Origin of the sequence: Stenotrophomonas sp. RS-48, assembly GCF_030053245.1 — a bacterium.
Classification (GTDB): domain Bacteria; phylum Pseudomonadota; class Gammaproteobacteria; order Xanthomonadales; family Xanthomonadaceae; genus Stenotrophomonas; species Stenotrophomonas maltophilia_P.
This window is the reverse complement of sequence record NZ_JASGBV010000081.1, coordinates 1-14,948: the sequence shown is the minus strand read 5'-3', so window position 1 is coordinate 14,948 and position 14,948 is coordinate 1. Positions and strand designations below refer to the sequence as shown.

Sequence of the window (14,948 nt, the reverse complement as noted above, 5' to 3'; positions counted from 1 at the left end):
TGCTCGGCCACCAGCTGGCGCAGCCGTCCCACCTGCTCGCGATACAGGCGCCGCATGCGGTGCAGGTGATGTTCGTATCCGCTCCCTTCCAGGTACGCGGCCACGGCATCACCCAGCAGCTGCGGCTCGCCGCCCGTGGACTGGAACTTCAGCAGGGCGATGCGTTCAGCGAAGCGCCCGCCGTCGAGCCAGCCGATGCGATAGTCCGGGGCCAGCGTCTTCGAGAAACCGCCGACCACCATCACCCAGCCGTCGCGGTCAAAGGCCTTCAGCAGCGGCGCAGGTGGCTCGCAGAACTGCAGTTCCGCGTACACGGCATCCTCGATCAGCGGCAGCTGACGCGCGTTGACCAGCTCGGCAAGACGCTGCTTGGCCGCCACCGGCATGGTGCAGCCCAATGGATTGTGCACGGTCGGCATCAGCACCAGCGCGGCCAGCGGTGTGTGCTCCAGCATCGCCTCCAACGCATCGACGTCCAGGCCCTGTTGCGGATGCGTCGGCAGTTCGATGGCCTGCAGGCCCAGGTTGGCCAGCAGCGGATACAGGTTGAAGTACGACGGTGCTTCGATACCCACTGAATCGCCGGGCTGGGTCACCGCACGCAGTGCCAGCTGCAGCGCCTCCATCGCACCGTGGGTCAGCAGCAGGCGATCGCTGTGCGTGTGCAGGCCCATGCGCGGGCCGCGCCGCACGATCTGCGCAAGCAGCCGCGGCGAGCCATTGGGGCGTGCGTAGGTTTCGACCGTCTGCTGGCCGTGGCGCAATACCTGGGCGGTGTGCCGGGCCAGTTGGGCGCCAGGATAGAACTGGCGCCCGCGTGGCCCGGCGAAGGCGAGGTCCATCACCCCGGAACGGCGTTGCGCCTCCAGCACGCGTGCCATCAGCACCTGCTGCAACGGCGCGGTGGGGGCCGACGGGGTATCGCGCAGCGACCGTTGCGGCACTGACAGTCGCGGCGCCACTTCGAAACCTGCCTTTGGCCGCGGAACCACCAGGCCGGCGTCTTCCAGCTGGCGGTAGGCGGCGATCACCGTATTGAGGCTGAGCTGACGCTGTGCTGCCATCTGCCGCAGCGATGGCAGGCGGCTGCCGACCGGCAGGCGCCCTCCCTGGATGGCCTCGGCCAGCTCATCGGACAGCCGCTGGTAGCGAGGAGCGGACGCGCTGCTGCGTTGATCTGTATCCATCGGTTCCGGCCGCATCTGGTGCTGTACCCATGAGGATTCCGAGCCTAGCATGTCCTCGTCGGCAGGGCCTGATCGGTGCCCGCCGATATTTCAAGGGCGCGCGGCTGGATGGCCGCGCGCCCCTTTTTCTTGCATGGGCTGGCGCACCATGCAGTCAACGCATCGGCACCAGCACCGGATCCCGGCGATACAGGGCAGGGAATTGCCTGCCCAGTGCCGCCAGCTTCGGAGCGTCGTAGTAGCGGATGTAGGCCGCCTGCGGATAGTTGCTCATGTAGTTCTGGTGGTAGCTCTCGGCCGGATAGAAGCGCTGGCCGCTCCCCACCTGGGTGACGATGGGCGCGCGATAGCTTCCGGCCTGGCCCAGCTGGGTGATGTAGGCACGGCTGGCCGCCTGCTGGCGGGGATCATCGACGAAGATCGCCGAGCGGTACTGGCTGCCATGGTCCGGGCCTTGCCGGTCGAGCTGGGTCGGGTCATGCACCACCGAGAAGAACACCTGCATCAGCTGGCCGTAGCTCACCTGGCGCGGGTCGTAGTCGACCTTCACCGCCTCGGCGTGGCCGGTGCGTCCGCTGCTGACACGCTCATAGCGCGCATCCGCCGCGCTGCCGCCGACGTAGCCCGAGACTGCGTTGCTCACGCCCTTGACGTGCTGGAACACGCCCTGCACGCCCCAGAAGCAGCCGCCGGCAAACACTACGCTGGCGTGCGTGCCGTCATCGCGGAATGCGGCTTCACCGGTGGGCGCAGGCAACACCTGCACCTGTGCGCTGCGCTCGAGCGGCGCGGCGATGGCACCGTGATCAACCAGCAGTACCCCGGCAATCAATGCGGTAGCGACCAGCCCGGCAATGCCGGCGGCGATCCCCTGTTCGAACGAAATCTTCATCGTGTCCTCCCGGATCAACCGAAGGTGAAGGCGTAGGCCTGGGCGCCGGCATCGAGGAATTCGATCTCGAAGCGGTGTGGCGCGACGGCGCCGCGCTGGCGCACCAACTGGTACAGACGGTGTTCGTCGATCACGCCGCTGCCATCGCTGCCAACGTCGCTGCCGGCGTCGGCCGCGGGCAACGGCCGACCATCCAGCCAGACGCGGAAGCGCACCGGCGTGCCGTCCTGGCGTGGCGCGAGCACCAGATGCAGATCGCGGGCATGGAACTGGAAGGCGATGCGTCCTCCGGGCTGCTGCAGCCGTGCCGCCTCGTCGTCGATGATCCAGCGGCCGGACAGGCCCCACTGGTTCAGCGCCAGCGCGGGTGGCAGCGCGTAGTCGAATGCCGTGTCCGCACGTTGCCCGCCTGGCGAGGCGAACTGCTCGGCGCGCGCATGCCCCAGGTAGGTCTCCGGCGAGCGCAGGTTGCCCATGTCCGCCTGCGCGGCCACGCCCTTCAGGTCCGCTGCGGCCGGATCGGCCGGCGGTGGCAGCCGGGTCTGGCCGGCTTCGGCCAGCAGGCGGCGGATCACCTGCTCCGAACGCGCATAGTTGCCCTCGCCGAACTGATGGCCGCGGATGTTGCCCTGCGCATCGACGAAGTAGTGCGCGGGCCAGTAGCGGTTGTTGAACGCACGCCAGATCGCGTACTGGTTGTCCAGCGCGACGGGATAGTCGACCTTCAACTGCTGCACGGCCTTCATGACGTTGCGCGGGTCGCGTTCGAAGGCGAACTCGGGGGTGTGCACGCCGATCACCACCAGGCCGTGATCGCGGTAGCGCCGCTGCCACTCGTGCACGAACGGCATCGCACGCAGGCAGTTGATGCAGGAATAGGTCCAGAAGTCGATCAGAACCACCTTGCCGCGCAGCTGGGTGGCGTCCAGCGGTGGGCTGTTGAGCCAGCCGGTGGCGCCGTCCAGGGCGGGCAGCGTGCCTTCCACCGGCAGCGGTGCCTCGCTGCCTGCAGTGGCCGGGCCCATCATCATCATCGGCGGAGCAGAAGGCTGCGCGCCGGGTACCGCATCGAGCAGGCCCTGCTCGATACGCGCGGTGCTGACGGTGGACAGCCGGGTCAGCAGGCCGGTGTCCCAGCCCAGGGCAATGGCCACGACCGCCAGCAGCGCAGCGACGCCGAGCACGCGGCGGAGCAGATTGCCCAGCCCCAGCCGTGCCTGCAGGGCGCGGAACACCCGGCCGCCGATCCAGACCGCCAATGCCAGCGCGGTGACCGCACCCAGCGCGTAGGCAAGCAGCAGCGTACTGGTGCTGGCGCTGGCGCCATGCAGCGCAGCCCCGGTCAGTACCAGGCCAAGGATCGGGCCCGCGCACGGGGCCCACAGCAGGCCGGTGGCGATGCCGATCAGCAGCGACGTCCAGGCACCGCCGCGCCCGGCGGCATCGGCAGCGTCCGCGCGTGCGCTCAACCGCGCGCCGACACGCTGCAACGGCGCCAGCAGATGGTCTGCCAGTGCGGGCCACAGCAACGCCACCGCGAACAGCGCCATCAGCAGCAGGGCGATCCAGCGACCGATCTGGTTGGCCTGCGCCACCCACTGGCTGCCGACCGCCGCCAGGCTGGCGACGAGGGTGAAGGTCAGCGCCATGCCCAGCAGCAGCGGCAGGGTGCTGCGCAGGAACGGGCGGTCAGCACGCGCGAATACGAACGGCAGCACCGGCAGGATGCAGGGGCTGAGCAGGGTCAGCACACCGCCAAGATAGGCAAGCAGCAACAGCAGCATCATCGGGCTCCAGAAGCAGGGGACGATCCCACCGGCACGCGCCAGCCCGCATCGCTGTCATGCGCGGCAGGTCCGGGCTGGAAGGCCAGCGCCGCGCCGTTCATGCAGTAGCGCAGGCCGGTAGGGCGTGGGCCGTCGTTGAAGACATGGCCCAGATGGCCGCCGCAGCGGCGGCAATGCACTTCCACCCGCAGCATGCCAAAGGTGACGTCGCGGTCCTCACCGATAGCGTTGTGCAACGGTGCCCAGAAGCTGGGCCAGCCAGTATCGCTCTCGAACTTGGTGGACGAAGAGAACAGCGGCAGCGCACAGCCGGCACAGGTGAACGTGCCTTGCCGGTGTTCCTTGTTGAGCGGGCTGCTCCAAGGGCGTTCGGTCGCCTGCTGGCGCAGCACTGCGTACTGGGCCGGGGTCAGCCGCTGGCGCCAGTCAGCATCACTGCGCATGATCTCGAACTGTCGCGCAGGGCGCGTTTCTGCTGCCGCTGGCGCGGCGCGGCTGCAGGCCCCGAGACCGAGCAGGCCGGCGGTGGTGGCGATACCGCCCAGACCCAGCAGATGGCGGCGGGTGAGGGGCATGGCGGACTCCGGGAAGGGGCGACGGGGCCATGCTGCGCCTGCCCTGGTCAACGAATCCTCACGCAGGATTCAATTTTTCGTGAGGTATCGGCGGCGATCCCGCGCCACAATGCGCTCAGCCTCCCCCCTGGCCCGAGCTGCCGATGTCCCCGAAACGTGTCCTGATCGTTGAAGACGATGCCCACATCGCCGACCTGCTGCGCATGCACCTGGGCGATGAGGGGTATGAGGTCGCCCACGCCGACAGCGGTGATGGCGGGCTGCGCCTGCTCGAACAGGAAGGCCCGTGGGACGCGCTGGTGCTGGACGTGATGCTGCCCGGTGTCGATGGCCTGCAGGTCTGCCAGCGCGCACGGGCGATGGCGCGCTATGTCCCGATCATCATCATCAGTGCACGCGGCAGCGAAACCCAGCGTATCGTCGGCCTGGAACTCGGCGCCGACGATTATCTGGCCAAGCCATTCTCCATGCCGGAGCTGGTCGCGCGCGTGCGTGCCCTGCTGCGTCGCGCCGAGGCCATGGCGCAGAACGCGCGCATCGATGCCGGTGCCATCGAGCTGGGAGGACTGCAGCTGGACCCGGTCGCGCGTACTGCCGACGTGGATGGCAGGCCGCTGGAACTGACGCCGCGCGAGTTCGACCTGCTGCTGTTCTTCGCGCGCCATCCCGGCCAGGTGTTCGCGCGGATGGAACTGCTCAACCAGGTCTGGGGCTACCAGCACGATGGCTATGAGCATACGGTCAATACCCATATCAACCGCCTGCGCAGCAAGATCGAAACGGATCCGGCCAACCCGCGGCGGTTGCTGACGGTCTGGGGCCGGGGCTACAAGCTGGTGGACCCGGCCGGGGCGGCGGCATGATCCGGCCGAACCTGTGGCAGAAGCTGGCCGCGGTGATCGCGGCGCTGATGCTGATGTGCTGCATGGCGCTGCTGGCGTTGCAGATGCGCTCGAACACACGGCACGAGCAGGAAGTCGTGCAGCGGCTGTCGCTGGGGCTGGCCGAGCACATCGCGCAGCGCAGTGAGCTGATGGATACCAGCGGCATGCGCGATGCGGCGGTGCGTGCGCTGTTCGGGCAACTGATGGCGGTCAACCCCAGCGTCGAGGTGTACCTGCTGGACGACCAGGGCCGCATTCTCGGCCACGACGCACCCAGCGGGCACCTGATGCGCAACCGCGTGGACGTGGCACCGCTGCGCCGGCTGCTGGCGGGCGCGCCGCTGCCCATCCTGGGCGACGATCCGCGCAGTAGCGAGGGTCGCAAGGTGTTCAGCGTGGCGCCGCTGGTGGTGCAGGGGCGGCAGGCCGGCTACGTCTACGTGGTGCTGGTGGGCGAGCACCGGCAGATGCTCGCCGACGACCTCGCCGCCAGCAACCAGTGGAACACGACCTTGTGGTCGGTGATGCTGGTGGGCAGCCTGGGCCTGCTGGCCGGGCTGGTGGCGTTCTACTGGGTGACCCGGCCGCTGCGCCGCCTGACACGTCGCATCCAGGCATTCGACATCGATGCGCCGACGCCGCTGCCGCCGCCCGGCCCGCTGCGGCCGGGCGAGCGCGATGAACTGGTCATCCTCGAACATGCGCATGCGCAGATGGCGCAGCGGCTGGGGGAGCAGTGGCAGCAGCTGCGCCAGCAGGACCTGCAGCGGCGCGAGCTGGTGGCCAACATTTCGCATGATCTGCGCACGCCGCTGTCTTCACTGCATGGCTACCTTGAGACGATGGCGTTGAAGGACGCGACGCTGTCGCCGGAGGAGCGCCGGCGCTATCTCGGCATTGCCCTGGCGCAGAGTGCGAAGGTCGGGCGATTGGCGCGCGCGCTGTTCGAGTTGGCACGCCTGGAACACGGCGAGGTGCGGCTGGAGTGGGAGGTGTTCGCGCTGCCCGAGCTGCTGCAGGACGTGCTGCAGAAGTTCGAGCTGGCGGCGCAGGCGCGCGGCCAGCAGTTGCACGCGGATTTCCCGCAGGGGTTGCCGCTGGTACGTGCGGACCTGGGTCTGGTGGAGCGGGTGCTGACCAACCTGCTCGACAACGCCCTGCGCCATGCGCCGGAGGGAGGGCGGATCGAGGTGCGGCTGCGCGCGGTGGCTGACAGCGTGGAGGTGATCGTCTCTGATGACGGTCCCGGCGTTGCTGCTGCGGTGCGTGCGCAGCTGTTCCAGGCGCCTGCTGCGTTGGGGGCGCGACGGGGCGAGAACGGTGGCCTGGGGCTGCTGATCGTGCAGCGTATCGTGCAGCTGCATGGCCGCAGCATCGCGCTGCGCGACAGTGAGGCAGGGGCGACGTTCGTGTTCGAGCTGCCGCGGGCGGAGTCGGCGGCGGTGGCCTAGGCGCAGCTGGTTTCCGGGTGGCGGTGTTTGCCCCTTCGCGCAGGTATGTGCGTTTTTCCGTGTGGCGCCGGGTGGATGCCCTTGCGTGCGAATGTCCCCCGGCGCCGGCCGGTGTAAGGGCATCCAACCGGCGTTGAGGGGTTATCGGCACGCAGCGGTGTGCGGATGACGGCACCGTGCTGGTGGGCAGGTGGGACACGTCCGGGTGTGGTATCCGCACTGGCATGGGATCGCTCGGTTGAGGCTGCCTGTGCGTGTGTTCGTTTTTCCTGTGGCGCCGGGCGGATGCCCTTGCGTGCGAATGTCCCCCGGCGCCGGCCGGTGGCCGTCACCTCCTCCTTTACTTCGCACGCAAGGGCATCCGCCCGGCGTGCAGGGGTTATCGGTGCGCAGAGGTGCGAAAATGCGCCGGGGACATTTGCCCACATGCTGCGGGCCGACGCGAGGCCTTTGCGCTCGCGATCTGCTCGGGCGAAGACGCGCATCTGCACGCAGGCGAGGAATAAAAAAAGACCCGGCAGAGGGAGGGATCTGCCGGGTCCGGATTGCATGGGGGGAGGGACCCATGCAATGAGCGAAAGCGTCGCGTCAGGGCGTGTGGCCGGTCGCGTCCGCTGTTGATTCGTTGTAGCCCTGCACCAGCTCGGACCAGGAGCGTCCAGCCAGCAGGCCAAGACCGACCACGTCCTGTTGGGCCTGCCCAAACCGCTGCAGGTTGTCCTGCCACAGCTGAGCGCCCTGCGACAGCAATCCGGCCGGATCTTCGCTTCGTGCCAGCTCGCCGAGCCAGCCACCGGTCGCGGTCAGGTTGCGTTCCAGTGCCTTCAGCTGCACGCCGAACATGCTTTCAGCGTTCTCCAGCGCCAACCGGTTCGCGCGCGTTGCGGCGGCGGCCAGCTGGCGGGTGGCATCACTGAAGCGATCGCTGAAGGCGGCGGTCATGGGCGTCAGGAAAGGACTTGATGCATTGCAGCATACGCCGATGATGCCGCATTGCAACAAAAATCATAAAGGCGCCCAAGGCGCCTTTAGAAATCTTTAGATATCAATGGGTTGTTCAGGTGCCGGGGCCCCGGTACCGGCAGCCGGAGGTGCAGGTCTCGTGGACCGTGATCTCGCTCAGCGCCGGCAGCGCGGGCTTGAGTTCGTTCCATATCCACACCGCCAGGTTCTCGCTGGTCGGGTTTTCCAGGCCGGGGATGTCATTGAGGTAGTGGTGGTCCAGGCGTTCGTAGATCGGCTGGAAGGCCGCCTTCACGTCCCCGAAATCCATGATCCAGCCGGTCTGCGCGCCGGGTTCGCCCTCGACCTTCAGTTCCACCCGGAAGGAGTGGCCATGCAGGCGCGCGCACTTGTGCCCCGGCGGTACGTTCGGGAGGCGGTGGGCCGCCTCAAGCATGAAGACTTTGAAGATTTCCATGAGCGGATTGTACGCCGCTGCTGTCGCATCCGACCGGGATCGCGCCGGCCCCGAAGCGGAGTGACTATTTCCATCCGGATGAAGAGATGTTAGCTTCTCTTATATCCGTATGAAGAGATGTTATTGGTCGGACCCCGGCCAGTCATGGATTACTGCGGAACTTCGTCGCCCTACCACCACCCCACACATCGTCATGCCCCAGCACACCCTGCTCGTGGCGGCCCTGGCCGCCGCTCTGGCCGCGCCATTGTCCGCCGCCGCCGAAACCACCGCTGCCGCCAGTGGCGAAGCCAGTACCCTGGCCGCCGTCCGCGTCACCGGTTCCAACATCAAGCGCGCCGATACCGAGGCGTCCAATCCGGTGCAGGTAATCGGCCGCCAGCAGCTGGAACAGACCGGCAAGGCCACCGTCGCCGATGTGCTGCGCTCGATCTCCGCCAACACCGGCAATGCCAACAACGAGACCACCAACAACGGCTGGGCCTCCGGCTCGGCCAGCATCGGCCTGCGCGGCCTGTCACCGAAGAACACGCTGGTGCTGCTCAACGGCCGTCGCGTGGCGAACTACGGCTTCCCGGCCGGTGGCCTGTCCGATACCTTCGTCGACCTCAATGCCCTGCCGCTGGTTGCGGTCGAGCGCATCGAAGTGCTCAAGGATGGTGCTTCGGCCGTGTATGGCTCCGATGCCGTGGCCGGCGTGGTCAACATCATCACCCGCCAGAACTTCGAAGGTGCCGAGATCGGTGGCAGCTTCGGAGGCGCCGACCAAGGGGGCCTGCGCGAGCACAACCTGAAGTTCGTGGGTGGCCTCGGTGATCTGGACAGCGATGGCTACAACATCCTGTTCAGTCTGCAGGGCTACAACCGCGACCGCCTGGATCAGGACGAGCGCGATCTGACCAAGAGCGGCATCTACACCGACCTGCCGGGCGGGCGCTGGAACGGCTGGTCAGCCAAGGGTGCGCGCTATCTGATCAATGGCGTGTCGGTGCCGATGCTCGACGCCAGCGGCAACTGCCCCACCGGGACCACGCGCGTCGCGAGCGCTCCGATCGACGGCCTGGCTGGCGACACCTGCGGCTTCAACCAGGCGCCGTACACCACGCTGATTCCATCCACGAAGCGCTACCAGGCCTATGCCAACGGCACCTTCCGCCTGGGCGACAACGTCGAAGCGTTCGGTGAAGTGCTGTACAGCCAGATCAAGAGCGCGGCCTGGTTCGGCAGCAGCCCGTTCTTCACGCTGGAAAGCGGCCGCTTCGCCCTGAATGCCGAGACCGGCCTGGCCGAGCCGGTGTCGTCGCAGCTGCCGGCGGGCAATCCGTACAATCCCTACGGGCGTGCCGTGCCGATCGAGTACACGTTCTTCGATCTCGGCGGCACCATCAAGACCAACCGCTCCACCGCTTATCGCGGCGTGTTCGGCCTGCGCGGCACCACCGCCAACTGGGACTGGGAAGTGGCGGCGTTCGGCGCGCGCAGCAGCGAGCGTGAGACCGTCTCGGGCGGCTTCGCCAACCGCTGGGCGCTGGCCGATGCGCTGGCCAGCGGCAGCTACAATCTGCTCGACCCGGCGGCCACCCCGCAGTCGGTGCGTGATGCGATCAACATCGCCACGCTGCGTCCGGCCGAATCGAAGCTGCAGGGTGTCGATGCAAAGATCTCGGGCAGCCTGGGCCGCACCTGGGCCGGTGACATCGGCTTTGCCGCTGGCGCCGAGTGGCGCCGCGAGAAGCTCGATTCGAACAACCCCTGGCAGATCGATGCCGGCCTGCAGGTGCGCCCGGCCATCGCCGAGGTGCACGGCGAGCGCCAGGTCAGCGCTGCGTACGCGGAAGTGAACGTGCCGCTGGCCTCGACCCTGGAACTGTCCGCCGCTGCGCGTGCCGATCACTACGATGACTTCGGCGATGCGTTCTCGCCGAAGCTCGGACTGCGCTGGCAACCTCTGGACTTCCTGCTGGTGCGCGCGTCGGCCTCGAAGGGCTTCCGTGCGCCCTCGCTGTCGGAGAACTCCAACAGCACCAGCATCTCCTACGGCAGCGTGGTCGATCCGCGCGACCCGGATGTGCCGGGCTCGCGGCAGAGCCCGACGTTCTTCACCGTGGGCAACAGTGACCTGAAGCCGGAGCGCACCAGGAGCGTGAACTTCGGCGTGGTGCTGTCACCGTGGGCGAACACCAATCTGAGTGTCGACTACTACCGTATCCAGCTCGACAACCTGGTCGGCACCAACAACACGCAGACGCTGATCAACGACAACGTTGCCGGTGCCGTGCAGCGCGATGAGCGCGGCAAGCTGCAGGCCGTCTACAACCGCTACCAGAACCTGAGCGAGCTGAAGACATCGGGCATCGACGTGGAACTGCGCCAGCGCATTCCGACGGCGCGCCTGGGAGATTTCACCCTGTCTTCGGCCTACACCCACGTCCGTGACTACCGCCGTCCGACCGTGGTCGGTGGGCCCCTGGTCGACTACGCCGGCAGCAACCTCGGCGCCACCCTGCCCAAGGACAAGGCCACCACCACGCTGGACTGGAAGTACGGCGACTTCAACGCGGCGGTGACCTGGTACTACACCAGCAGCTATCGGCAGGAAGCCAGTACCGCCGCCAAGGCCGTGCAGCAGCGTGTCGGCAGCTACAGCCAGTACGACCTGTACCTGGGGTACACCGGCATCGACAGCCTGACCCTGTACGCCAAGGTGCAGAACCTGGGTGACAAGACGCCGCCCTACGATGCGTCGTTCCCGGGCATCCGTGCGCCGTATGACTTCACCCAGTACGACCTGCGGGGTCGCTACTTCACACTGGGCTTCGACTACCGCTTCTGATCCAACGCCGTGGCCGGTCACCTGCCGTGACCGGCCACGTTGCCCTCTGCCGTCCTGTTTCCGGGGAGTCACCGTGTCCTTCCACCGCCGTGCCGTTCTTCCGTTGCTGATCGCCGCTGCCAGCGCAGTGTTCCCCGCGTTGTCGGCGCAGGCGCAGAGCGCCTATTTCTTCCCGCAGGCCAGCGCGGCCGACGCGTTCGACAGCGCCATTCCCACGCCGGAGCAGTTCCTCGGCTATCCGATCGGCAGCCGCTACACCCGCCACGACCAGTTGGTCGCCTATTTCGAGGAACTGGCCAGGCATTCGGACAGGATCCGCGTCCAGCACATTGGACGCAGCTATGAAGGCCGCCCCCTGCTGATCGCCACCATCACCGCGGCCAGCAACCAGGCGCGGTTGGAGCAGATCCGCCAGCAGCACGCGACCCTGGTCGATCCGGCACAACCGCGCAGCGCAGCCGGTGACAGCCCGGTGGTGGTCTGGCTGGGCTACAGTGTGCACGGCAATGAAACCTCCAGCGGCGAAGCGGCGATGCTCACCGCGTATTACCTGGTGGCCAATCGCAGCAGTGAAACCCAGCAATGGCTGCAGCAGGCGGTGGTGCTGTTCGACCCGGCGCAGAATCCGGACGGACGCGACCGTGCCGCCAACTGGCACAACGCCTGGGCATCGGACCCGGCCTCGGCCGATCCGGCTGACAAGGAGCATGTCGAGCCGTTCCCGCAGGGCCGTACCAACCATTACTTCACCGATCTCAACCGCGACTGGCTGGCGCTGACCCAGCAGGATTCGCGGCCAAAGGTGGCCGCCTTCCACCAGTGGTACCCGAACGTGCAGATCGACTTCCACGAGATGGGCAAGGACAGCACGTACTACTTCGAGCCTTCGCCGAAGAGCATGCACAGCCCGTTGATCCCGGCCGCCTCCTACGAGTTCAACAGGACGCTGGCCACGTACCACGCACAGGCGCTGGACGCACTGGGGTCGCTGTACTACACGGGGGAGAACTTCGACAACTTCTCGCCGGTGTATGGCTCGACCTATCCGGACTTCCATGGCGCGGTCGGTGTCACCGTCGAGCAGGCCAGTTCGCGGGGACGGGTGCAGGAGTCGGTGAACGGGCTGCTGACCTTCCCGTTCACCATCCGCAACCAGGTCGCCACCGGCCTGGGCACGGTGCGCGGTGCGGTGGCCGAGCGCAGTGGCCTGTTCGACCTGCAGAAGACCTTCTTCCAGAGCGCATTGAAGCAGGCCGCGCAGCAGCCGCAGAAGAGCTTCGTGTTCGGCGACGCGCATGATCCGGCGTTGACCCGGCGCCTGCTTGAACTGCTGCTGCTGCACCGGATCGAGGTACGCGCGCTGGACCGGGATGTCACCGTCGAGGGAAAGCGCTTCCAGGCAGGCAGTGCCTACGTGGTGCCCGTGCAGCAGGCGCAGTTCCGCCTGGTGCACTCGATCTTCGCCGAGACGCCGCCGATCAAGGGCGACGTGTTCTATGGCAGCACCAGCTACGCCATCGCGCCGGCCTACGGCGTGGCCTTCGCCGGCAGCCGCAGCCGCATCGACGGCGGTGCACAGGTGAGCGAGCTGCCGCCGCTGCAGGGCGCGGTCGTCGGCGGCCAGGCGGGGTTCGCCTATGCCATCGACTGGCGTGACTACAACGCCAGCCGTGCGTTGGCCGAGCTGCAGGGCAGGGGATTGGCCGCGCGCGCTGCATTCCAGCCGTTCACCGCCGGAACCGCACAGGGCGACGTGGATTTCGCGGCCGGCAGCATCGTCATTCCCGTTGCCGGCCAGCCACTGCAGGGAGCGGCCCTGCTCGACGCGGTGGCCGCGGCGGCACGTGCTTCGGGCGTACAGGTGCATGCGTTGTCGAGTGGCCGCAGCCGCGAGGGCATCGATCTCGGCAGCGATGGCGTGAAGGCACTGCGCAAGCCGGCCGTGGCGCTGGTGATGGGCGAAGGCGTGGCGGCCACCGAGATCGGATCGGCCTGGTTCCTGCTGGACCAGCACCTGCACCTGCCGGCCAGCAAGCTGGATCCGCAGCAGCTGGGCAAGGTTCCGCTGGATCGCTACACCACCCTCGTGTTGTCCGGTGGCACCTACAACAGTGTCGATGCGACTGCCGTGGCCGCACTGAAGCGCTGGGTGCAGGCCGGCGGCTCGCTGGTGACCTATGGCAGCGCGTCGAAGTGGGCGATCGAACAGAAGCTCGCCGATGGCGAGAAGACCGGCAAGGACGAAGAGGCCGGCGACGAAAACCGTCGCGCCTTCGGTGACCAGCGCGATATCGCCGCGATCGAGCGGGTGAGCGGCAACATCCTCAGCGCCGATGTCGATACCAGCCATCCCCTGGCGTTCGGCGTGCCGGGCCGGCAGCTGGCGGTGAACAAGGAAAACAGCGTGACGCTGCAGCCGAGTGCGAATCCGTTCTCGACGGTGGTGCGCATCGACGCGTCACCACGGGTCAACGGTTACCTGTCCGAGCGCAATCGTGCGCGGGTGGCAGGCAGTGCGTGGCTGCTGGTGTCGGCCCAGGGAAAGGGCAACGTGGTGCTGTTCGCCGATGATCCGGCACACCGCAAGTACTGGCATGGCACGGATCGACTGCTGATCAATGCGATCTTCTTCGGGAATCTGGCGAATCCGGCGAAAGCACGCGGGTGAGGCGTCTGGCGCCTTGATTGATGCGCGGGCAACAAAAAAGGGACGGCGCGCCAGCGCCGTCCCCGATGTAAGGCCTCCCGCGCAGCGGGACGCCCTCATTCCTGTCAGTCAGGATCAGCCGGCGCGACCGCCGCCGCCCTGGCCGCGGCCACGACCACCGCCGTTGCCGCCTCCGCCACGACGCTGGCCCTGACCAGCGCCGGCACGCTGCTGGCCGTTGCCACCACCCTCACGACGGCCACCACCGGCCTTCTTCGGGCCGGCGTGGGCATGGCGCGGCGCATCGCCGTGCGGACGTCGCGCGTGGCTCTTGCGCGGGGCGCGCTCGCCGGTGTCGTGCTCGGCCTTACCCGGTGCACTGTTGCCCCAGCGGATCGGCACCTGCAGCTCGAAGCCCGGCACATCGCGGATGTCCATGTCGCGTCCGAGCAGGCGCACGATTGCGCGCAGCAGCTTGACCTCGTCCTGCGCCACCAGCGAGATCGCCTGGCCGGTGGAGCCGTTGCGGCCGGTGCGGCCGATGCGGTGCACGTAATCCTCGGCGACCATCGGCAGGTCGAAGTTGATCACCTTCGGCAGCTCGTTGATGTCGATGCCGCGCGCCGCGATGTCGGTGGCCACCAGCACGGTCACGCGACCGGCCTTGAAGTCACCCAGCGCACGCAGGCGCTGGCCCTGGCTCTTGTTGCCATGGATCGCCGCGGTCTTGATGCCCGACTTCTCCAGGAACGCGGCCAGCTTGTCGCTGCCGTGCTTGGTCCGGGCGAACACCAGGGTCTGCTCACGGCTGTCCTGTGCCAGCAGGTGCAGCAGCAGGTCGCGCTTGCGGCCGGCGTCGACCGGATGCACGCGATGGGTGATGGTCTCGGCCACGGTGTTCTTCGGCGTCACCTGGATCTGTTCCGGGTTGCGCATGAACTCCAGCGCCAGCTGGCGGATGTTGTCCTCGAACGTGGCCGAGAACAGCAGGGTCTGACGGTTCTGCTTGGGCAGCTTGGCCAGGATGCGCTTGATCGACGGCAGGAAGCCCATGTCCAGCATGCGGTCGGCTTCGTCCAGCACCAGCAGTTCGATGCCGGACAGGTCGATGCTGCGACGCTCCAGGTGATCGATCAGGCGGCCCGGGCAGGCCACCAGCAGGTCCACGCCACGGCGCAGGATGTCCAGCTGGTTGCCCATGCCGACGCCGCCGTAGATGCAGGCGCTGGGGATGCGCAGATACTTGCTGTAGCCGCGCAGGCTGTCATGCAC

Annotated in this window: 11 protein-coding genes; 4 read left to right on the top strand and 7 right to left on the bottom strand. The window is 67.5% G+C overall.

Translation table 11 applies throughout. The annotated features are described in order from the left end of the window. The 4 genes from QMZ25_RS14590 to msrB all read right to left on the bottom strand — a co-directional run. A partial coding sequence (locus QMZ25_RS14590; RefSeq protein WP_283219852.1) for a PLP-dependent aminotransferase family protein occupies positions 1-1,187 on the bottom strand: 1,187 nt, incomplete at its 3' end. A gap of 154 nt (positions 1,188-1,341) precedes the next feature. Continuing rightward, positions 1,342-2,079: a peptide-methionine (S)-S-oxide reductase MsrA gene (gene msrA / locus QMZ25_RS14585; RefSeq protein WP_053518286.1), complete on the bottom strand. Its 738-nt coding sequence runs from the start codon at positions 2,077-2,079 to the stop codon at positions 1,342-1,344. 14 nt (positions 2,080-2,093) lie between these two features. Continuing rightward, positions 2,094-3,863 carry a cytochrome c biogenesis protein DipZ gene (locus tag QMZ25_RS14580; protein WP_065175369.1) on the bottom strand — a complete coding sequence of 590 codons (1,770 nt, stop codon included), beginning with the start codon at positions 3,861-3,863 and terminating at the stop codon, positions 2,094-2,096. Next, positions 3,863-4,441: a peptide-methionine (R)-S-oxide reductase MsrB gene (gene msrB / locus QMZ25_RS14575; protein ID WP_283219851.1), complete on the bottom strand. Its 579-nt coding sequence runs from the start codon at positions 4,439-4,441 to the stop codon at positions 3,863-3,865. The genes QMZ25_RS14580 and msrB overlap by 1 nt, the downstream gene beginning before the upstream one ends. Before the next feature lie 143 nt (positions 4,442-4,584). Here msrB and QMZ25_RS14570 point away from each other — a divergent pair, with 143 nt between their 5' ends. Both QMZ25_RS14570 and QMZ25_RS14565 read left to right on the top strand, forming a co-directional pair. Continuing rightward, a complete protein-coding gene (locus QMZ25_RS14570; protein WP_065182516.1) occupies positions 4,585-5,304 on the top strand; it encodes a response regulator transcription factor in 720 nt (239 codons plus the stop codon). Further along, positions 5,301-6,776 carry a HAMP domain-containing sensor histidine kinase gene (locus QMZ25_RS14565; protein WP_065175368.1) on the top strand — a complete coding sequence of 492 codons (1,476 nt, stop codon included), beginning with the start codon at positions 5,301-5,303 and terminating at the stop codon, positions 6,774-6,776. The genes QMZ25_RS14570 and QMZ25_RS14565 overlap by 4 nt, the downstream gene beginning before the upstream one ends. Before the next feature lie 588 nt (positions 6,777-7,364). Here the strand turns inward: QMZ25_RS14565 and QMZ25_RS14560 are convergent. Next, on the bottom strand, positions 7,365-7,718 hold the full coding sequence (locus QMZ25_RS14560) for a phasin family protein (protein ID WP_065175367.1): 354 nt from the start codon (positions 7,716-7,718) through the stop codon (positions 7,365-7,367). A gap of 115 nt (positions 7,719-7,833) precedes the next feature. Continuing rightward, positions 7,834-8,196 (bottom strand): 6-carboxytetrahydropterin synthase QueD, encoded by a 363-nt coding sequence (queD, locus tag QMZ25_RS14555; RefSeq protein ID WP_053518296.1) that lies wholly within the window; start codon positions 8,194-8,196, stop codon positions 7,834-7,836. 193 nt (positions 8,197-8,389) lie between these two features. On the opposite strand from queD, the gene QMZ25_RS14550 reads away from it, so the two are divergent. After that, positions 8,390-11,029, top strand: coding sequence for a TonB-dependent receptor (locus QMZ25_RS14550; protein WP_283219850.1), 2,640 nt, complete (start codon positions 8,390-8,392; stop codon positions 11,027-11,029). Positions 11,030-11,102: 73 nt separating this feature from the next. Beyond that, complete coding sequence (locus QMZ25_RS14545; protein ID WP_283219849.1) at positions 11,103-13,697, top strand: M14 family zinc carboxypeptidase; 2,595 nt, start codon at positions 11,103-11,105, stop codon at positions 13,695-13,697. A 114-nt stretch (positions 13,698-13,811) separates the two neighbouring features. Here QMZ25_RS14545 and QMZ25_RS14540 read toward each other — a convergent pair. After that, the coding region (locus QMZ25_RS14540) for a helicase-related protein (protein ID WP_283219848.1) at positions 13,812-14,948 on the bottom strand (1,137 nt) is incomplete at its 5' end.